The sequence below is a fragment of the Bradyrhizobium sp. UNPA324 genome (genome assembly GCF_006658635.1).
Taxonomy (GTDB): Bacteria; Pseudomonadota; Alphaproteobacteria; order Rhizobiales; family Xanthobacteraceae; genus Bradyrhizobium; species Bradyrhizobium nanningense.
This window is the reverse complement of record NZ_LFJD01000004.1, coordinates 2,497,095-2,515,080: the sequence shown is the minus strand read 5'-3', so window position 1 is coordinate 2,515,080 and position 17,986 is coordinate 2,497,095. Positions and strand designations below refer to the sequence as shown.

The 17,986-nt window shown below is 65.6% G+C and carries 20 protein-coding genes; 4 read left to right on the top strand and 16 right to left on the bottom strand.

Going from position 1 to position 17,986, the window contains the following annotated elements; all coding sequences use genetic code 11:
* Positions 1-224: 224 nt before the first annotated feature.
* Genes UNPA324_RS12300 through phnG form a run of 9 tightly spaced genes read right to left on the bottom strand, consistent with a single transcriptional unit; the run spans position 225 to position 7,224 of the window.
* Positions 225-836: a pyridoxamine 5'-phosphate oxidase family protein gene (locus tag UNPA324_RS12300; RefSeq protein ID WP_141934780.1), complete on the bottom strand. Its 612-nt coding sequence runs from the start codon at positions 834-836 to the stop codon at positions 225-227.
* Positions 837-864: 28 nt separating this feature from the next.
* On the bottom strand, positions 865-1,461 hold the full coding sequence (gene phnN / locus UNPA324_RS12295; protein WP_128919243.1) for a phosphonate metabolism protein/1,5-bisphosphokinase (PRPP-forming) PhnN: 597 nt from the start codon (positions 1,459-1,461) through the stop codon (positions 865-867).
* Positions 1,458-2,612: an alpha-D-ribose 1-methylphosphonate 5-triphosphate diphosphatase gene (locus UNPA324_RS12290; RefSeq protein WP_128919242.1), complete on the bottom strand. Its 1,155-nt coding sequence runs from the start codon at positions 2,610-2,612 to the stop codon at positions 1,458-1,460. Before UNPA324_RS12290 ends, phnN begins: the two co-directional genes overlap by 4 nt.
* Positions 2,613-2,623: 11 nt before the next feature.
* Complete coding sequence (gene phnL, locus UNPA324_RS12285) at positions 2,624-3,322, bottom strand: phosphonate C-P lyase system protein PhnL (protein ID WP_181769373.1); 699 nt, start codon at positions 3,320-3,322, stop codon at positions 2,624-2,626.
* 22 nt (positions 3,323-3,344) lie between these two features.
* Positions 3,345-4,142 carry a phosphonate C-P lyase system protein PhnK gene (gene phnK, locus UNPA324_RS12280; protein WP_128919240.1) on the bottom strand — a complete coding sequence of 266 codons (798 nt, stop codon included), beginning with the start codon at positions 4,140-4,142 and terminating at the stop codon, positions 3,345-3,347.
* Entirely contained in the window at positions 4,135-5,031 is an 897-nt protein-coding gene (locus tag UNPA324_RS12275; protein ID WP_128919239.1) for an alpha-D-ribose 1-methylphosphonate 5-phosphate C-P-lyase PhnJ, read from the bottom strand. Before UNPA324_RS12275 ends, phnK begins: the two co-directional genes overlap by 8 nt.
* Positions 5,028-6,131 carry a carbon-phosphorus lyase complex subunit gene (locus UNPA324_RS12270; protein ID WP_128919238.1) on the bottom strand — a complete coding sequence of 368 codons (1,104 nt, stop codon included), beginning with the start codon at positions 6,129-6,131 and terminating at the stop codon, positions 5,028-5,030. Before UNPA324_RS12270 ends, UNPA324_RS12275 begins: the two co-directional genes overlap by 4 nt.
* Positions 6,132-6,134: 3 nt before the next feature.
* Entirely contained in the window at positions 6,135-6,743 is a 609-nt protein-coding gene (phnH, locus tag UNPA324_RS12265) for a phosphonate C-P lyase system protein PhnH (protein ID WP_181769372.1), read from the bottom strand.
* A gap of 4 nt (positions 6,744-6,747) precedes the next feature.
* Positions 6,748-7,224: a phosphonate C-P lyase system protein PhnG gene (gene phnG, locus UNPA324_RS12260; RefSeq protein ID WP_141934778.1), complete on the bottom strand. Its 477-nt coding sequence runs from the start codon at positions 7,222-7,224 to the stop codon at positions 6,748-6,750.
* A 120-nt stretch (positions 7,225-7,344) separates the two neighbouring features.
* Here phnG and phnF point away from each other — a divergent pair, with 120 nt between their 5' ends.
* Positions 7,345-8,073 carry a phosphonate metabolism transcriptional regulator PhnF gene (phnF, locus tag UNPA324_RS12255; RefSeq protein WP_141934777.1) on the top strand — a complete coding sequence of 243 codons (729 nt, stop codon included), beginning with the start codon at positions 7,345-7,347 and terminating at the stop codon, positions 8,071-8,073.
* 125 nt (positions 8,074-8,198) lie between these two features.
* Here the strand turns inward: phnF and phnE (UNPA324_RS12250) are convergent, their stop codons facing one another.
* The 4 genes from phnE (UNPA324_RS12250) to phnC all read right to left on the bottom strand — a co-directional run bounded on the left by phnE (UNPA324_RS12250) (position 8,199) and on the right by phnC (position 11,817).
* The gene (gene phnE / locus UNPA324_RS12250; protein WP_128919235.1) at positions 8,199-9,044 is read right to left on the bottom strand and encodes a phosphonate ABC transporter, permease protein PhnE; all 846 of its coding nucleotides are present in this window, start codon (positions 9,042-9,044) and stop codon (positions 8,199-8,201) included.
* Positions 9,041-9,925 (bottom strand): phosphonate ABC transporter, permease protein PhnE, encoded by an 885-nt coding sequence (phnE, locus tag UNPA324_RS12245; protein WP_141934776.1) that lies wholly within the window; start codon positions 9,923-9,925, stop codon positions 9,041-9,043. Before phnE (UNPA324_RS12245) ends, phnE (UNPA324_RS12250) begins: the two co-directional genes overlap by 4 nt.
* A gap of 72 nt (positions 9,926-9,997) precedes the next feature.
* On the bottom strand, positions 9,998-10,933 hold the full coding sequence (phnD, locus tag UNPA324_RS12240) for a phosphonate ABC transporter substrate-binding protein (RefSeq protein ID WP_128919233.1): 936 nt from the start codon (positions 10,931-10,933) through the stop codon (positions 9,998-10,000).
* A gap of 74 nt (positions 10,934-11,007) precedes the next feature.
* A complete protein-coding gene (gene phnC, locus UNPA324_RS12235) occupies positions 11,008-11,817 on the bottom strand; it encodes a phosphonate ABC transporter ATP-binding protein (protein ID WP_128919232.1) in 810 nt (269 codons plus the stop codon).
* 171 nt (positions 11,818-11,988) lie between these two features.
* On the opposite strand from phnC, the gene UNPA324_RS12230 reads away from it, so the two are divergent.
* Genes UNPA324_RS12230 through UNPA324_RS12220 form a run of 3 tightly spaced genes read left to right on the top strand, consistent with a single transcriptional unit; the run spans position 11,989 to position 14,564 of the window.
* Positions 11,989-12,657, top strand: coding sequence for a transferase hexapeptide repeat family protein (locus tag UNPA324_RS12230; RefSeq protein ID WP_128919231.1), 669 nt, complete (start codon positions 11,989-11,991; stop codon positions 12,655-12,657).
* Positions 12,654-13,847 carry an alpha-D-ribose 1-methylphosphonate 5-triphosphate diphosphatase gene (locus UNPA324_RS12225; RefSeq protein ID WP_141934775.1) on the top strand — a complete coding sequence of 398 codons (1,194 nt, stop codon included), beginning with the start codon at positions 12,654-12,656 and terminating at the stop codon, positions 13,845-13,847. Before UNPA324_RS12230 ends, UNPA324_RS12225 begins: the two co-directional genes overlap by 4 nt.
* Before the next feature lie 18 nt (positions 13,848-13,865).
* Entirely contained in the window at positions 13,866-14,564 is a 699-nt protein-coding gene (locus UNPA324_RS12220; protein ID WP_128919229.1) for a DUF1045 domain-containing protein, read from the top strand.
* Positions 14,565-14,567: 3 nt separating this feature from the next.
* Here UNPA324_RS12220 and UNPA324_RS12215 read toward each other — a convergent pair whose 3' ends face one another.
* The 3 genes from UNPA324_RS12215 to UNPA324_RS12205 form a co-directional block, all read right to left on the bottom strand.
* Entirely contained in the window at positions 14,568-15,161 is a 594-nt protein-coding gene (locus UNPA324_RS12215) for a hypothetical protein (protein ID WP_128919319.1), read from the bottom strand.
* An 83-nt stretch (positions 15,162-15,244) separates the two neighbouring features.
* On the bottom strand, positions 15,245-16,645 hold the full coding sequence (locus UNPA324_RS12210; protein ID WP_141934774.1) for a selenium-binding protein SBP56-related protein: 1,401 nt from the start codon (positions 16,643-16,645) through the stop codon (positions 15,245-15,247).
* 276 nt (positions 16,646-16,921) lie between these two features.
* A complete protein-coding gene (locus tag UNPA324_RS12205; RefSeq protein WP_128919227.1) occupies positions 16,922-17,860 on the bottom strand; it encodes a dihydrodipicolinate synthase family protein in 939 nt (312 codons plus the stop codon).
* Positions 17,861-17,986 lie beyond the last annotated feature (126 nt).

The following is a 17,986-nucleotide window of genomic DNA, read 5'->3' as shown; positions in this document are numbered from 1 at the left end:
GATTGAGGAGGATGTCCCTGCGTCGCGAGAGCCCTCACCCGCCGCGCTCTGCGAGCGCGTCCGCCTCTCCCGCAGGCGGGAGAGGCGGAGCAAGCCCGCAGACAGTCCTCGTGAAATCCTATGCGATTGCCCTGCCGCTTGTCCCACGACGATCTCGTGTGTGGAGAGAGGCCCCTCACCCCGCCCTCTCCCCGCAAGCGCGGGGCGAGGGAGACGAGAGAGCGTCACCACATCGTCGCGGCGGCGCGCGCCGCCCAGGCACGATCATATTCCGCGCCGCCGACCTTGTTGTCGCTCATCTCCGCCAGGATCTGGCCGGGCGTCGGCAAACTTTTCGGATCGATGCGCTTGTCGGGATTCCAGAGGTCGGAGCGAACGATGGCGCGGGCGCATTGGAAGTAGATTTCATCGACACTCATCACCATGACGCTGCGCGGCGCTTTGTCTTGCACCTTGAACGATGCCAGCAGCTCCGGATCGATCGAGAGGTGGGCGCGGCCGTTGGCGCGAACCGCGTTGCCGGAGCCCGGAATCAGGAACATCAGCGACACCCTGGGATCGCGCACGATATTGCGCAGCGAATCGACCCGGTTGTTGCCGCGGCGATCCGGCAGCATCAGCGTCTTGGGATCGTGGACACGGACGAAGCCGGGCCGGTCGCCGCGCGGCGAGCAGTCGATGCCTTCGGGCCCGATGGTGGCGAGCGCGGCGAACGGCGCCTTCTCGATGAACACGCGATAGAGCGGTGTGACATGGTCGGCGACTTTCACGGTCGAGGCGTCGTTGGTCACGCCGTAGATGGCCTCCAATTGTTCGACCGTATTGATCACCGTCATTCCACTCTCTCCATGTTGCGCCGGCGGTTTACCCGTGCCGGCCATCATCACTGATCACGCGCACGAGCTGACGGCTGTGATCCTCCGCGCTGCCGGCGTTGAGGATGGTGACATCGGCCTGCGCCGCCGTATCATCGACGCTGCGGGTGAGACGTTCGGCGATGTTGCCATCGCTCTGCCGCGCGCGCGCGGCAAGCCGCGCGGCCAGCACGTCCGGCGGCGCGGTGATCGCGACCACAATGACATTGGCATAGGCTTGGCGCAGGGCGCCAAGCACGGTGCGCGAGACGTTGGCGACGACCGTGCGCCCGGCGCGGATATGGTCGTCGATGTCGAGCGGCAGGGCATAGCAATGCCCATGCGCGTCCCAATGCACGGCGAAGTCGCCGCGCTCGCGCGCGCGGCAGAATTGGTCGGGACTTAACGCGATATTGTCCTCGTCGGCCGACGACGCTCGCGTCACAATACGGCGCGGGAAGACGATGTCGTGATCGTCGGCGCAGGCCGCCTGCGCGAGCCGCAGCAGCGTGTCCTTGCCGGCACCGCTGGGGCCGACCACGAGCACGAGCCGGCCGGGGCCGATTGCGCCCGCCGCCCCCTCGGCCGTGGTCGCGCTCTCGCTCATGCGACGCGGTGTCCCGCGCGCCAGACGCTGCGGACGACGGGAACGTGGCCCGCGACATGCACGCGAATCAGGTCAGCGCGCTTGCCGGTCGCGACCTCGCCGCGGTCGGTGAGGCCGACCGCCTCGGCGGGCGCCTTCGTCACGGTGCGGATCGCCGCCGGAAGGCTGATCGCGGGCACATGCTCGGGCAATTGCAGCGCGCCCATCAGCAGACTCGACGGGATATAGTCCGACGACAAGATATCGAGCAGGCCTTCGCGGGCGAGATCGACCGCGGCGATGTTGCCGGAATGCGAGCCGCCGCGCACGACGTTCGGCGCGCCCATCAGAATGTCGATGCCGGCCTGGTGCAGGGCGCGCGCTGCCTCCAGCGTGGTCGGAAATTCCGCGACCGAAACGCGGTCGCGCACGGCATCCGCGACGTTCTCCTCGGTGGTGTCGTCGTGGCTCGCCAGCGGGATGTTGTACCGATGCGCCAGCGCCACGATCTCGCGCATATTGGTTGCGGCGTATTGCTTCTGATATTCGAAGCGCTTTGCGAACAATTCGTCGAGCTCGGCATCGGTCTTGCCGCCACCCTTGCCGCGATAATAGTCGCGCAGCTTGACCTCGTCGCGGAACTGGCGCTGGCCGGGGGTGTGGTCCATCAGCGACATCAGCTTGACGTCGGGACGGTCGATCAGCTCCTTGGCCTCCTCGACCACGCTCGGCATCGGGATTTCGCAGCGCAGGTGCAGGAAGTGGTCGGCGCGCAGCAGGCTGGCATCGCGCGCGGTCGTGATCGCAGCGGCAAGCACGCCGGCGCGACCATCGACCTCCTCGGCGCCGTCCTCGCGCCAGACCCGGAGCGAGTCGAACACGGTGGTGATGCCTGACGTCGCGAGCTGGCCGTCATAGGAGACGACGGCGGCGACCGGATTCCAGAACACTTTTGGCCGCGGCACGTAATGGGCTTCGAGATGATCGGTGTGAAGCTCGATCAGGCCTGGCATGATCAGGTCGCCGCCGGCATCCCCGGCGCCTGCGGGCGCCCTGCCCTCGCCAATCTCGGCAATACGGCCATTGGCAAGGGCCAGCCAGCCTTGGTCGATCACCCGGTCGGCCAGCACGATCCTGGCGTTGGCGATGACGGTATCCTTCGGGGCGTTCATTTCCATGTCCTTCAGGCCGCGGCGGCAAAGCTGGTGACGTCGACGATACGGTCGGCAATCAGATGGCGGATTTCGTCGTCATGGACAATGGCCACCATGGCGACGCCCTGGCGTTTCTTCTCGGCGACCAATTCGACCACCACGGCGCGGTTGGCGGCGTCGAGCGAGGCGGTCGGTTCGTCCAGGAGGAGGATCGGCAGATCCGAGATGAAGCCACGGGCGATGTTGACGCGCTGCTGCTCGCCGCCGGAGAAGGTCGCGGGCGGCAGCTGCCACAGCCGCTCGGGGATGTTGAGGCGATGCAGCAGGCCGCCGGCGCGGGCCTGTGCGTTAGCGCGGGCCATGCCATTGACGATCAGCGGCTCGGCGACGACGTCGATGGTGGCCACGCGCGGCACAGCACGCAGGAACTGGCTGACATAGCCGATGGTGGAACGGCGGACGTTGAGCACCTGCCGCGGCTCGGCGCTGGCGAGATCGATCAGCGCGCCGCGGTGGCGGATGCCGATCCGGCCGCTATCGCAGCGGTAATTGCCGAAGATCATCTTCAGGATCGACGACTTGCCGGCGCCCGATGGCCCCGAGAGCACGACGCATTCGCCCGGGTTGACCTGGAAGGTGACGCCGCGCACGACCGGCAGCTCGATGCCGCCCTGCAGGTGCATCGTAAAGGTCTTGTTGGCGTCGGCGATGTCGATCATGACGGTCATTTGAAAACCCATCTTGGAAGGCTTATGGCGGCAGTATCGACGAGACGAGGAGTTGCGTATACGGCTCGCGTGGATCGTCGAGCACCTGATCGGTGAGACCGGTTTCGATGACGCGGCCGCCTTTCATCACCATCACCCGGTGCGAGAGCAGGCGCGCGACCGCGAGATCGTGGGTGACGATGATGACGGCAAGGTGCAGCTCGGCGACGAGGCCGCGCAGGAGGTCGAGCAGGCGGGCTTGTACGGAGACGTCGAGGCCGCCGGTCGGCTCGTCCATGAACACCAGCCGCGGCTCGGTGACGAGGTTGCGCGCAATCTGGAGCCGCTGGCGCATGCCGCCGGAATAGGTCCGCGGCGCATCGTCGATCCGCGCGATGTCGATCTCGACGCGCGTCAGCCAGTCGGATGCGGTGTCGCGGATGCGGCCATAGTGATTCCACCCCACCGCCATCAGCCGCTCGCCGACATTGGCGCCGGCCGACACCGCCATGCGCAGGCCCTGGGCGGGATCCTGGTGCACGAAGCCCCAGTCGGTGCGGAACAGAAAGCGCCGCTCGGCTTCGCCGAGCGTGGTGAGATCGCGGGTGACACCGTCACGCATGCGGTAGGCGACGTGGCCGGCGCTCGGCGCGAGCTGGCCCGACAGCAATTGCAGCAGCGTCGACTTGCCCGAGCCGGATTCGCCGACGATCGCCAGCACCTCGCCGGGATAGAGCGCGAACGACACGTCGCGGCACGCGGCGATGCGGCCGAAGGACTTGCTGAGGGATGTCGCGACCAGCAGCGGCTCGTCGTTCTCGCGCAGGTCTGGATCAGCCATTCGTGCCTCCTTGCGCCTTCTCCTTGTACGGCGCGCCACTGAGGCTGCCGTGATGGCCGGCGGCCTGCCGGCCCTCGCAATAGTCGGTGTCGGAGCAGACGAACATGCGGCTGCCCTTGTCGTCGGTGACGATCTCGTCGAGGTAAGAGTCCTCCGCCCCACACAGCGCGCAAGGCGCGTTGAAGCGATACGGCTCGAACGGGTGATCCTCGAAATCGAGCGACACCACCTGCGTATAGGGCGGGATCGCGTAGATGCGCTTCTCGCGGCCGGCGCCGAACAATTGCAGCGCCGGGCAATTATCCATCTTGGGATTGTCGAATTTCGGCGTCGGCGACGGGTCCATCACGTAGCGTGCGTTGACCTTGACCGGATAGGCATAGGCGGTGGCGATGTGGCCGAAGCGGGCGATGTCCTCGTAGAGCTTCACATGCATCAGGCCGTATTCGGCGAGCGCATGCATGCGCCGCGTCTCGGTCTCGCGCGGCTCGAGGAAGCGCAGCGGCTCCGGGATCGGCACCTGATAGACCAGCACCTGACTCTCGCTGAGCGCCGCCTCCGGAATGCGGTGACGGGTCTGGATCACCGTCGCCTCCTCGGTAGCCGTCGTGGTGGCGACGCCGGCGGTCTTGGCGAAGAATTTGCGGATCGAGATCGCGTTGGTGGTGTCGTCGGAGCCCTGGTCGATCACCTTCAGCACGTCCTGCGGTCCCAGGATCGCCGCCGTCACTTGCACGCCGCCGGTGCCCCAGCCATAGGGCATCGGCATTTCGCGGCTGGCGAACGGCACCTGATAGCCGGGAATCGCGATCGCCTTGAGGATGGCGCGGCGGATCATCCGCTTGGTCTGCTCGTCGAGATAGGCGAAATTGTAGGCCGGCGCGTTCATTCCGCGGCCTCCTTCATGGCATCGGGCGTTTGGGCATCGGCGAACTCTTTCCGCAGCTTGCGCAGCAGGCCGAGCTCGGACTGGAAGTCGACATAATGCGGCAGCTTGAGATGCTCGACGAAGCCGGTCGCCTGGACGTTGTCCGAATGCGACATCACGAATTCCTCGTCCTGCGCGGGCGCACGCACCTCCTCGCCGAGCTCGCGGCCCCGCAGCGCGCGGTCGACCAGCGCCATCGACATGGTCTTGCGCTCGCTCTGGCCGAAGGCGAGGCCATAGCCGCGGGTGAAGCACGGCGCTTCGGTCGCGGAGCCCTTGAACTGGTTGACCATCTGGCACTCGGTCAGCTCGATCGAACCGAGCGGCACGGCGAAGCCGGCGTCTTCCGCGAAAAATTCCACCTCGACCTCGCCGAAGCGGATCTCGCCGGCAAAGGGATGGTTGCGGCCATAGCCGCGCTGGGTGGAATAGCCCATCGCCAGCAGAAATCCCTCGTCGCCGCGCGCGAGGTTCTGCAGCCGCAGGTCGCGGCCGGCCGGGAAGTTCAGCGGCTCGCGGGTGAGATCGCCGACGCCGGCGCCCTCCTCGGCCTGCGGCGAGGATTCGATCAAGCCATCGCGGCCGAGAATGTCCGTCACGCGCGGCGTCGGCGCCGTGGATGCATCGGCCGTGGCGGGTGCCTCCGGCGCAAAGCCCTGCGCAAGCGAGGGATCGAGCAGGCGGTGGGTATAGTCGAAGGTCGGCCCGAGGATCTGGCCACCCGGAATGTCCTTGAAGGTCGAGGACACCCGCCGCTGCACGCGCATCGCGCCGGTGTCGACCGGCTCGCTCGCGCCAAAACGCGGCAGCGTGGCGCGGAAGGCGCGGACCAGGAAGATCGCCTCGATCAGATCGCCGCGCGCCTGCTTGATCGCGAGCGCCGCAAGCTCGCGATCATAGAGCGAGCCTTCGCTCATGACGCGGTCCACGGCGAGGCCAAGCTGCTCGGAGATCTGGTCGAGCGTGACCTCCGCAACGCTTTGGTCGCCGCGTCGCTTGTGGGCGAGCAGGCGATGGGCGTTCTCGATGGCGCGTTCGCCGCCTTTGACTGCGACATACATGCTTCAGCTTCCCTTGCTCACGACGCGCGTGGTGCGGGGGATCGCGACCACGGCATCATCGGCGACCAGCACGGCATCGATGCCGCGCGGAAACAGCGCCTCGTTGACATGCAGGCGCTCGAACAGATCGAAGGGCTTGATCGACGCCTGAAGCGTCGCGGTGCCGTCGATTCCGGGTCCGCGCAGCTCGAAGGAGCGACCTGATTCGAGGCTCTCGACCTGCAGGATCACCGTCGTCGAGCGATCCGGATATTCGCTGGTGCCGAGCGCGAAGCGCTCCAGCGCCGGCAGCAAGGCGCCGTCGCTGATCAGCGCAAAACTCGCGATCGAGCAATCCTGCACCACCGGCGCGCCGGTGTGGAATTTCAGCCATTTCACGATATCCGAGATCGCCGCCATCCGCGCGTCAAGCCAGAGCGGCGTGTCGTGGTCGAACAGCGTCAGCGCGATCGCCGCGGTGCCGCGCATCATCGGCTCTGGCGCCCCCGCTCCCGGCACGATGCGCTGGACCGAGCCGGGCCGCGCCATCGCGTCCATCACCGAGCGAAAGGTCGATTGCGCCGACAGCACCTTGTCGGCGAAGCCCGGCGGCAATTCCGCAATCGTGGTCATGATCTCACCCCTCACCGCGCACCATGGTGTAGAAATCAACTTTCGTCGCGGCGGTCTCGGCCGCCGCCTGCTTGCGGCGAATCATAAGCTGCTCGCGCAACGGGGCGATTACGTCGCGCTCGATGGCCGCACCAAAATCTGGGGATTGCACCAGCGCATCGCACAGCGCGATCAACCGCGCCTTCTCACTGTTCCGCCCGAGCGTGTAGCCGAAGCCGACCTCGCCGCTTGCAAGCCTCACGGCCGCGCGGGACACCGTGGCTTCGCCGAGGTTGAAGGGGGCGCCGTCGCCGCCGACCCGGCCGCGCAGCATGACGAGGCCGTTTTCCGGCGCACGCAAATCCTGATGGGCCGGCAGGGCCAAATCCAGAGCCAAGTCGCGGAGGCGGGCGGCGATCTCGCCCGCCTCCGCGTGCGCCAGCACGGCCATGGCGGCCTTGCGCTGGGCTTGCTGGTTGCTTTGCTGGGTCACCCGATCCACCGAACCTCTTGACAGAACTTGCCGCGCCGAAGTTGTCTATGATAATAGACAACTTCATACGGGCGCGCCATGACTGTTTCGTGACAAAGCCGTGATTTCTGGGCTAGGCTGACCGGCGATATGAGCATGCAAGACACTGCGTCGTCCGGCGTCGCGCTGTGGCGCCTCGTTGCCGACGGCATCGAGCGCGGCATCGCCGATGGCCGCTTTGCCGCCGGCGACAAATTGCCGGGCGAGATGGAGATCGCCGAAACCTATCGCGTCAACCGCCACACCGTGCGGCGCGCGCTCGCAGCCCTTGCCGAGCGCGGCCTGGTGCGGGCCGAGCGTGGCAGCGGCACCTATGTCGAGGCGCAGAAGCTCGCCTATCCCTTACGCTCGCGCACCCGTTTCTCCGAGATCGTCGGGGCCGGCGGCCGCGAGCCGCGCGGCCAGTTGATCGAGGCCTGCGACGATGTCGCCACCCGCGAGCTGGCGCGCGAGCTCGGCTTGAAAGCCGGCTCGCCCCTGGTGCGGATCGAGGCGATCCGCCTCGCCGACCGCACGCCGATCTGCGTCTCCACCACCTGGCTGTCGGCCGAGCTGTTTCCGAATGCGGGGGCGGTGTTCGCGGCGACGCGCTCAATGACGAAACTGCTCGCGCATTATGGCGTGCGCGACTATCGTCGCGGCGCGACCCGGATCACCGCCGGCATCGTGGACGCCACCGACGCGGCCCGGCTGGATCTCGCGCTCGGACGCCCGATCCTGGTGGTCGACGCCACCGACCACGATCTCCAGGGCAAGCCGCTGATGACCAAGCATTCCCGCTTCGCGGCGGAGCGGGTGGAGTTTCTGGTGGAGTCGTAGGGTGGGCTGCGCCGGCTCCGCATTTTCGTCATGCCCGGGCTTGTCCCGGTCATCCACGTCTTAAAGTTCCAACAGAAGAACGTGGATGGCCGGGACAAGCCCGGCCATGACGCGGAGAGAATCTTCTACGCCACAGCCCTTCGCCCGATGATCGCGAACCGCAGCTTGCCCGAGATGAAATCGATCGCGGCGACCGCAACCAAAATCATCAGGATCAGGAACGACACTTTCTGCCATTCCAGCACGCGAATCTGCTCGGCGAGTTGCAGGCCGATGCCGCCAGCGCCGACGATGCCGATGATGGTGGCCGAGCGCGTGTTGGATTCAATGAAATAGAGCACCTGGCCGGCGATGACAGGCAGTACCTGCGGCAACAGGCCGAAACGGATCTCGTGCAGCGGGCTGCCGCCGGAGGCGCGGATGCCCTCGACCTGCTTCTGGTCGGCCCCCTCGATCGCCTCCGAGAACAGCTTTCCGAACGCACCGAAATCCGACACCGCGATGGCGAGGACTCCGGCGAACGGGCCGAGCCCGACCACGTTGATCCACACCAGCGCCCAGATCAGGGTGTCGACGCCGCGGATCGAATCCAGGAAGCGCCGCACGGGAAAACGCAGGATCTGCGAGGGTATGATGTTGCGTGCGGCCAGCAGGCTGACGGGGAGCGCGAACACCGCGGCCAGCGTCGTCCCCAGCAGCGCGATCGACAGCGTCTCGCCAAGCGCCTTCAGATAGATCGGCAGCGACGAGCCGGGATCGGGCGGAATCATCATCAATGTGATCCAGCCGAGCTGGCTGAGACCTGCGAAGAACCGCGACGGCGAGAAGTCGAGATCGACGAGGCCGTAAATGAGGAGCGCGAACGCCGCGACGATCATCGCCGGCATGGCGAGCCGCGCGGACGCCGGCCGGTCGAACACGTCGGGGTAGCGCGCGCGAAGCTCTCGTGGATCGACCTCTCGCGGCGTCACGTCCGCGCCTCCTTGCCGAACAGGTGGCTGCGCAGCCAGCCGGTGGTGATGTCGATGATGAAGACCGTGACGATGATGGTGAGCAGGATGGCGCTGACGTCCGAATAGTAGAATTTGCGGATGGCGACGACGAGCTCCTGGCCGATGCCGCCGGCGCCGACGAACCCCATCACCGAGGCCTCGCGGACGTTGATCTCGAAGCGCAGCAGCGCGTAGCTGGCATAGCCCGCCGTCACCTGCGGCACGACGGCGAAGCGCATGCAGGAGAGCCAGCTCGCGCCGGTCGAGCGGATGCCCTCGACCGGCTTCATGTCGGCGTTCTCGACGATCTCCGAAAACAGCTTTCCGAGCGCGCCGGTGGAGTGGATCGCGATCGCGAGCACGCCCGCCATCGGTCCGAGACCGAAGGCGATCACGAAGATCAGGGCGAACACGATGCCGGGCACGGTACGGGCGAATTCTAGCAGGCGCCGGACGACGAAGCGCAGCCAGGGCGCGGGCGAGGTGTTTTCCGCCGCGAAGAAGTTCAGGAGAAACGCGAAGGTCGCGCCGATCAGCGTGCCGACGTAGCTGATCAGCAGCGTCTCGCCCAGCATCTTCAGCCATTTGCGCCAGCCCCAGAGCCACTCGCCGGCATCGGTCCAGACGCGCTGGCCGCTGTCGAGTGTGAGGATGCGGTCGAAATAGCTGACGAAATTGCCGAAATAGGTGAACAGCGTGCGCAGATTCACTTCCGCGCCGATCGCGGCGAGGACCAGCGCCGCGGCGAAGATCGCGATTCCCCCTAGCAGGCGGAGCCGCCTGCGCCCGACCGCCCGGCGATAGGCAGCGTTGAGGACGGCGAGCTGCTGCTCGGGTAGGATCGAAACCGCTGTTGTCATCGACTTCGGATGGGTCCGGTCAAAGAAGGAGCCGGGTTCATCGACCCGGCTCCAGGTGCGTCGTCCCGAAACTTAGGACGCCTTCTTCTTACGCAGCGCGTCGACGAACTTGATCAGCTCGATGGTGCCATCCCAGTCCTTGGTGGTGGCGGGATGAAAACCCTTCTTCTGGCCGTCGGAGAGGCGATCGAACGCGGCCTTGTCCTTGGCCGGCGCGTCGAAGAACGCCTTGGCGATAGCCGCCTTGGCGTCTTCCGGCAGGTCGGAATTGTAGGCATAGGGGCCGTTGATGATCGGCGCCGACTTGTGGATGATGCGGAAGTCGTCCTTCTTCATCGCCGAGCCGTCGGCGTTCTTCAGCATGCCCTTGGTCAGCATCTGCGCCAGCGTGGAATCGTCGTCGCTGGTCCACTGGTTGGCGGCAACGTCCACCGTCCCCTGCGACAACGCCAGCATTGCGTTCTCGTGGCTGCCGGTGAAGACGACCTTGCTGAAATAGCCGTCGGCATCGGGGATGCCCATCTTGTCGAGCTCGAAGCGCGGCACGTTATTGCCGGAGGTCGAGTTCGGATCGACCAGGCCTAGGTTCTTGCCCTTGAGCTGATCGACGCTCTTGTACGGGCTGCTCGCCTTGACGAAGAACACCGAATAATAGCCGGTCGAGCCATCGGCGTTGATGTCGTTGGCGAAGGCATCGGTCTTGACGCCGGTCAGGCGGGCGCGGGCGAACGAGGCCGAGCCGTAGCTGGCGATATGGATGTTGCCGGCGCGCTGGCCCTCGATGACAGCGGCATAGTCGTTGGCGATGCGCAGCGTGACCTTCACGCCCAGTTCCTTGGAGAGATAGCTCACGAACGGCGCCCAACGTTCGGTGACGCCGGAGGCGTTTTCCGCCGGAACGACCGCGAAGGTCAGCTCGGGATATTTGGCCTTCCAGTCGTCGGCGGAAGCGGAGGCCGTGAACGCGAGCGCGGCGGCGCCGGCGAGAACTAATCTGCGAGTGATCATGATATCCTCTTCATCTGTTGAGGTCGGTTGACGCAAAGACTTGAAACGAAGATTTGCAACGAAACGGATTTCGCTCAGGCGGCCGCGGCCGTTCCGAGCGCCGGGACGCCCTCGGGCACCGGTACAGGCATGCCGCCCATGACATCGGCGGCTTCGAGATCGTAGAGCTCGCGCGCGACGTGATCGGTCAGCGCGGACGGTGCACCGTCGAACACCACGCGCCCCTGCGCCATGCCGATCAGGCGGTCGCAATAGCTGCGCGCCAGATCCAGCGAATGCAGGTTGCAGAGCACGGTGATGCCGAAATGCTTGTTGATGCGCAAAAGCGCATCCATCACGATCTTGGTGTTGCGCGGATCGAGCGAGGCGATCGGCTCGTCGGCGAGGATGATGTCGGGTTGCTGCACCAAGGCGCGGGCAATCGCGACGCGTTGCTGCTGACCACCGGAGAGCTGGTCCGCGCGCTGCGCAGCGAGCGATGCGATATCGAACTGTTCGAGCGCGGACATCGCCAGCGCCTTGTCCTGCTCGGGCCATACTTGCGACAGCGAGCGCCAGGCCGGCATCGTCGCAAGGCGCCCCATCAGGACGTTGGTAAGGACATCGAGCCGGCCGACCAGGTTGAACTGCTGGAAGATCATCGCCGATCGCGCCCGCCATTGCCGCAGCTCCCTGCCGCGCAAGGCGGTGACGTCGACGCGATCGAACAGGATGCGGCCCTCGGTCGGCGTCACCAGGCGGTTGATGCTCCGCAGCAGCGTCGATTTGCCGGCGCCGGACCGTCCGATCACACCGACGAAGCCGCCGGGGGAAATTTGAAACGATGCGTCGTCCACCGCGGCTTTCGCGCCGAAGCGACACGTCAGACCTTCCACCACCAGCATGCAGCGCTCCAGATTAACTGGAGCCAACCGCTAACGCCGGCGCTTAACACTTGTGTGACAGGTGCTGTGCGGTGCGGCGATCCTACGCAGCTCATCCCCTGTCATCGCCCCGTCATGACATCGTCATCAAGCCGCTCGAAGAGGAACGCCCGCCCGCAATCCGGAACCAACATGGCCGCCAAAGCGCTTTCGGTCCAGCCGACCATCGATCCTTCGGCCACGCTGCACGAGACCAGGCTCGGCGCCTATACCGAGGTCGGCGCACGCACGATCCTGCACGAAGTGGCGATGGACGATTACTCCTATGTCGTGAACGACGCCCAGATCACCTACAGTACAATCGGAAAATTCTGCTCGATCGCGGCGATGACGCGCATCAATCCCGGCAATCATCCGATGCACCGCGCGACGCAGGCGCATTTCACCTATCGTTCGAGCGCCTACTTCGAAGGCGAGAGCGACGATACCGAGTTCTTCGAGTGGCGGCGGCAGCATCACGTCGATATCGGCCACGACGTCTGGATCGGCCATGGCGCGGTCGTGTTGCCGGGCCGCAACATCGGCACCGGCGCGGTGATCGCGGCCGGCGCCATCGTCACCAAGGACGTGCCGGCCTACACCATCGTCGCCGGCAATCCGGCCCGAATCGTGCGGCGGCGATTCTCCGAAGAGATCGCCGGGCGGCTTGCGCGGCTGGCCTGGTGGGACTGGGATCACGACAAATTGCGGCAAGCTCTGCCTGATTTCCGCAAGCTCGGGATTGAAGATTTTCTTGCGACATACGAAGCACGAGCGAGCTCTCTCGCCAATTCTCCCAGCAAACGAAGCGCGGTCGCGTGACAGACATTTTCCTTGAAGGCGGCGGGGCCCTGATCGGCACTGAGGTCGCCGAAACGTCATTGGCGGTATCCGGGCAGGACATCACTGCGATGGACGCCTCGCGCGGCCGGGCGCGGCTGGCGATCGATGCACGGGGCCTGCTGGTGCTACCCGGCATCGTCGATCTCCATGGCGATGCGTTCGAGCGGCAGATGATGCCCCGCGCCGGCGTCGACTTCCCGATCGACGTCGCGCTCGCCGACAGCGACCGCCAGGCGATCAGCAACGGCATCACCACGGTGTTTCACGCCACGACCTGTTCGTGGGAGCCGGGCCTGCGCAGCTGTGACAATGCGCGCGGCCTGATGGAGGCCATCGAGCGGCAGCGCCCGCAATTCGCCGCCGACACCCGCTTCCATCTCAGGCACGAGACCTACAATCTTGAGTCCGAGCCTGAAATCAGCCAGTGGCTGGCCGAGGGCCGCGTCGACCTGCTTGCCTTCAACGACCACATGGACGGCACCGTCGCCGACATGGCCAAGCCGCGCAAGCGCAACCGCATGGTGGAGCGCACCGGCCTGTCAGCCGAGGAATTCGATCGGCTGGTCGAACGCGTGACCTCGCGCGCCGACGAGGTGCCGGCTTCCGTTGCGCGCCTGGCCGCCGCAGCCCGTGCCGCCGAGGTGCGGATGCTCTCGCACGACGACGCCACACCGGCGATGCGCCGGGAGTTTCGCGAGCTCGGGGCTGACATCGCGGAGTTTCCGGTTAATGAGGAGACCGCGCAAGCGGCGGCGAACCACGGCGATGCCATCGTCTATGGCGCGCCGAACGTCGTGCGCGGCGGCAGCCACACCGGCTGGACCAGGGCCTCCGACATGATCGCCAAGGGACTCTGCTCGGTGCTGGCCTCGGACTATTATTATCCGGCGCAGCTGCTCGCCGCGTTCCGCCTCGCCGCCGATGGTGTGCTGCCGCTGCCGAAAGCCTGGGATCTGGTCTCCGCCGGACCCGCACGTGCGACCGGCCTCACCGATCGCGGCGTGCTCGACGAAGGCCGCCGGGCCGACATTCTGCTGGTCGACGACAGCCTGCCATTGCGACCGCGGCTGATCGCGGTGATCTCGGGCGGCAAGCTCGTGCATCTCACCGATGCAACACGCCTCCTCGCCGCCGCAGCGATGCCACGCGAGACTGTCGTTGCGGCGTAAATTGGTTATGCTGAGGCAATGACAGGTTTTCCCCGCTACGCGATCTATTTTGCCGCAGGCGCCGACAGCGCCCTCTCTCGCTTCGGCGCCGAGCTGCTCGGCTATGATGCCTATACCGGTAGCGAACTGGCCTTTCCCGCCGACGCATTGCGCGTCGCGCCGGACTGGTGCGATGTCAGTGCCGATCCCCGCAAATACGGTTTTCATGCCACGCTGAAGGCACCGATGGCGCTGACGCCTGGCAAGACTGATGCCGAGCTGATGGCCGCCTGCGCGAGTTTCGCCGACAAGTCTCGACCGCTTCCCGTGATCCGGCCGATTGTGGATTCCATCAGCGGCTTCATCGCCGTCATTCCGGCCGAGCCGGTCGAGGCGCTACAAGAGCTCGCCGCCGATTGCGTCCGTGAGTTCGATCCCTTCCGCGCCGCTCTGTCGGCGGAGGATCGCGCGCGGCGCAGACCTGAGAAGCTGAGCGAACGGCAGCGCGACTATCTGGACCGCTGGGGCTATCCTTACGTGATGGAGGAATTCCGCTTCCATATGACGCTGACCGGGCGGCTGGATGCGGAACGGCGCGGGGCGATCCTGGAGATGCTGCGGGCGCGGTTTGCGGCTTTGAAGATCGATGCGCTCGTGATCGATCGCATCGCGCTGTTTAGACAGCACGACGCGAGGGGGCGCTTTCGCATCGTCGACGAGTGGGCTTTGACGCGGTAGGTTTCACGACCGGCTCGCGAAATTGAAGCCGAGCGCCACCACGCCAACCACAATGAGGCTGGCCGCCCAGATCACATCCAGATTGAACCAGCTTCGTGAGACAAACCTCAATCCCAGGTAACGGTAGACCAGCCACGCCAGACATCCGCCCGCGCTGATCATGGCGACAACGTGCACCAGAGACACCAGCATCGCCATCCCGACACTTGTCTTCATCAGCGCGCCAGCGGCCTCGTGGCCGGCATCGAGTTCGAATGCTTGGCAGAGACCGAGATAGATCGGCACGAGCATCAAGGCGGCGCCGTGAGCAATGGCGACGGCAAACGACCAGAGCGCCAATTGCGTCGGCGGAATTCGTGCCAGCGCACGCGGATGGCGCCGCTCGATCAGCCGATAGACGCCAAAGCCGATGACAAGAAGGCTCGCACTGAGCTGGATCGAACGCTGCCACTCCGCCAACACGAGCAGCAGCGCGAAAGGCAGCAGAACGAGAAGCGTTGCCAGAAGGTGTCCGGCCGCGAGAGCCGCCAATGCACGGAAGAGCGCGCGCGGGCTCTTGTCCAGGAGCCCGGCCGAAACAGCGAGCGGCCATCCCATCCCGGGATTGATCCCGTGGTAGAGACCGCTCGCAATAAGCGCGAGCCAAAGCCAGCCGACCGCCGGGCTCGCGTGCCCCCAACCTAGACCGACGGGTAGCAAAAGGAGTCCGTCGAACAATCGCCGCCCTCCAGCCTGATCTGGTGCGCACGATATCCGTCGGGGAAGCTCACGAAGTAATCCTTGTCGAGCTCGAGGCCGCCGTTGCGACCGACATTGGCCATGACCTCCACGCCCGGTACCCCGTCGGGATAGAACTGGTCATCCCAGGTGGAATAGAGCGAGTTGGTCCAGTATACGCGCTTGCCGTCGCGGCTGATCTCGACCATCTGCGGGCCGGCCGCGAATGCCTTGCTGTTCGGATGGGGCGTACGGCGCGCGATGCCGCCGATGTGGACCGAGCCCGCAAGCTTCGGCTTTCGCGGGTCGCTCACGTCGTATTGGCGCATTTCGCCCGTGCCCCAGCACGAGACATAGAGAAAACGATCGTCCATCGACAGGTCGATGTCGGTCACCAGCGGCGGCACGGCACCAAAGCCCTGCAGCAGCGGCGGGAGCTTCTCCTTTGGCGCCGGCTCGGGCGGGATCGTCGCCGTCTTCTCGGCATGGAATTTCCCGCCTTCGCGCCACCAGGTCCAGATCGAGGCTTCGAGGTTGGTGGTGTCGACCACGACGCCTACGAAGCCGTACTCACGAACCGGATCGTGCGCCGGCCGCACCTCCAGCGCCATCTGATGATTGGCGCCGAGGTCGATGGTCTGGACGTTGCGACGGGCGCGGAGGTCCCAGAAGTGGAGACGATGGCCGTATTTGTTCGCAAGCAGATCTTCCGGGACGATCCCGTTCTCGAACTGTGGCGGCAACGCCCATTCGCTCGTCACCATGTAGTCGCGCGGCAGATTCCACCAGAAATCGTAATGCAGTGTCTGCGGGCCACGATCGATCTCCCATCGTCCAAGAACCTCGAACGTCTCGCAATCCATGATGAAGACGCCAGGAGGACCATTGGTGCCGTCTTTGCCACCACCGCCCAGCGTGCTCACATAGATGCCGTCCGGCCCGCAATGGATGGTATGCGGCCGCGAGTAGCCGGTCTTCTTGAACACTTCCTCGGGCTCGATGATCTTGTGGATCTTGGCTTTGGTCGGATCCGGCTTGGTATCGATGATGTAGATCCGCGACGAGCGCAGTCCCGGAATGATGAGATAGCGCCGCTCGATGAAGGCATGTCCGGCGAGCGGCGACAAGGCGGAGGAGCAGGCATTCCAGCCGAAGTGATGAAACTCATCGCCCTTGTTGGGCATCGTCACGGTGTGCACGATCTGGCTATAGGTCGGTGATCCCGGCTTGACGTCGATGACCGCGAGCGCATCCGGCTTTGAGAAATCCGGACTGAGCAGCAACGTGTAGGCAAAGTTCTCAGCAGGCGCTTCCATCGCAAGCTTGGGCGATGCGTGAAAGGTGGGATCCGGCCTCATCGTCATGGCACTGCCTCCCTGTTCTGTCGGTACGCGCCAACCTGGCCCGGGATAACGGCATGGAGAGGTATTACGCGATGTCTTGGGATGCTCCGCAGGGCCGGTTGGCGAACGTACAATATGCCATCGCCGCGCCGGGGGAAACTGGCCGAACCGCGCTATTTCGACGCCTTGGGTCGAATGGCATGCCGCCGGGATCGGGCGGAACGCACGCGTCCTATTCAGTGTCGTCCCGGCCTAGTGCAGCAATTGTGCACGGGGGGGCCGGGACGACAGGGAGACCTACTTCCCCCACCGCAATGCCAGCGCATCGCGCTCCTTCGCCAGCTCCAGCAGCCCGGCGCGCGTCGCCGGATGCAGCGGCTGCAGCGGATGGCGCACGGCGTCCGATTTGATCACGCCGCCGGCCTGCATCATGACCTTGCAGGCGATCAGGCCGCATTGACGGTTCTCGTAGTTGATCAGCGGCAGCCAGCGCTCATAGGCGGCCTTCGCCTTTTCGCGATCGCCGGCGAAATAGGGATCGATGATCTGGCGGATGCCGTCGGGATAGCCGCCGCCGGTCATCGCGCCGGTGGCGCCGGCATCGAGATCGGCGAGCAGCGTGATCGCCTCCTCGCCGTCCCACGGACCCTCGATGTCCTTGCCGCCCGCCTCGATCAGGCTGCGGAGCTTTGAAGCCGCGCCAGGCACTTCGATCTTGAAATAGCGGACGTTCGAGAAGTCGCGCGCCAGCCGCGCGAGCAGCTCGACCGACAGCGGCGTGCCGGCCACCGGGGCGTCCTGGATCATGATGGGAATGTCGATCGCGCCCGAGAGCACCTTGAAGAATTCGACGATGCCCTTCTCAGGGACCCGGAAGGTGGCGCCGTGATAGGGCGGCATCACCATCACCATGGCGGCGCCCGCCGCTTCGGCCTGCTTGCTGCGCGCGGCGCAGACGGCCGAGCTGAAATGGGTGGTGGTGACGATCACGGGAACCCGGCCCGCGACATGCTCCAGCACCGCGTGCATCACGCTCTCGCGCTCGGCATCGGTGAGCACGAACTGCTCGGAGAAATTGGCGAGGATGCAGATGCCGTTCGAGCCGGCATCGATCATGAAGTCGATGCAGCGGCGCTGTCCCTCGAGGTCGAGCTCCCCGCGCTCGTCGAAGATGGTGGGCGCGACCGGGAACACGCCGCGATAGGGGCGCTGGGCCTTGTGTGGGGTGACCGGCATCGAACTCTCCATCCCTGATGTGTCTTACGTCTGGCGCTGCGCTCACGGCGCGAGGCGGCACAGATGTAGCCGCCGCCGGGACCTGCGGCAATGGCCGCGCGACGTCGGATGGGGAACTGAGAGGAA

What these genes read in the sequence shown, in the direction of transcription:
- UNPA324_RS12215 (WP_128919319.1), bottom strand. Translation starts at nt 15,161, where the DNA reads ATGGGATGGCCGCTCGCTGTTTCGGCCGGGCTCCTGGACAAGAGCCCG.
- phnC (WP_128919232.1), bottom strand. Translation starts at nt 11,817, where the DNA reads ATGCTGGTGGTGGAAGGTCTGACGTGTCGCTTCGGCGCGAAAGCCGCG.
- UNPA324_RS12205 (WP_128919227.1), bottom strand. Translation starts at nt 17,860, where the DNA reads ATGCCGGTCACCCCACACAAGGCCCAGCGCCCCTATCGCGGCGTGTTC.
- UNPA324_RS12300 (WP_141934780.1), bottom strand. Translation starts at nt 836, where the DNA reads ATGACGGTGATCAATACGGTCGAACAATTGGAGGCCATCTACGGCGTG.
- UNPA324_RS12220 (WP_128919229.1), top strand. Translation starts at nt 13,866, where the DNA reads ATGACAGGTTTTCCCCGCTACGCGATCTATTTTGCCGCAGGCGCCGAC.
- phnF (WP_141934777.1), top strand. Translation starts at nt 7,345, where the DNA reads ATGAGCATGCAAGACACTGCGTCGTCCGGCGTCGCGCTGTGGCGCCTC.
- phnD (WP_128919233.1), bottom strand. Translation starts at nt 10,933, where the DNA reads ATGATCACTCGCAGATTAGTTCTCGCCGGCGCCGCCGCGCTCGCGTTC.
- UNPA324_RS12275 (WP_128919239.1), bottom strand. Translation starts at nt 5,031, where the DNA reads ATGAACGCGCCGGCCTACAATTTCGCCTATCTCGACGAGCAGACCAAG.
- UNPA324_RS12210 (WP_141934774.1), bottom strand. Translation starts at nt 16,645, where the DNA reads ATGACGATGAGGCCGGATCCCACCTTTCACGCATCGCCCAAGCTTGCG.
- phnN (WP_128919243.1), bottom strand. Translation starts at nt 1,461, where the DNA reads ATGAGCGAGAGCGCGACCACGGCCGAGGGGGCGGCGGGCGCAATCGGC.
- UNPA324_RS12230 (WP_128919231.1), top strand. Translation starts at nt 11,989, where the DNA reads ATGGCCGCCAAAGCGCTTTCGGTCCAGCCGACCATCGATCCTTCGGCC.
- phnE (WP_141934776.1), bottom strand. Translation starts at nt 9,925, where the DNA reads ATGACAACAGCGGTTTCGATCCTACCCGAGCAGCAGCTCGCCGTCCTC.
- phnH (WP_181769372.1), bottom strand. Translation starts at nt 6,743, where the DNA reads ATGACCACGATTGCGGAATTGCCGCCGGGCTTCGCCGACAAGGTGCTG.
- phnL (WP_181769373.1), bottom strand. Translation starts at nt 3,322, where the DNA reads ATGACCGTCATGATCGACATCGCCGACGCCAACAAGACCTTTACGATG.
- UNPA324_RS12270 (WP_128919238.1), bottom strand. Translation starts at nt 6,131, where the DNA reads ATGTATGTCGCAGTCAAAGGCGGCGAACGCGCCATCGAGAACGCCCAT.
- phnK (WP_128919240.1), bottom strand. Translation starts at nt 4,142, where the DNA reads ATGGCTGATCCAGACCTGCGCGAGAACGACGAGCCGCTGCTGGTCGCG.
- UNPA324_RS12290 (WP_128919242.1), bottom strand. Translation starts at nt 2,612, where the DNA reads ATGAACGCCCCGAAGGATACCGTCATCGCCAACGCCAGGATCGTGCTG.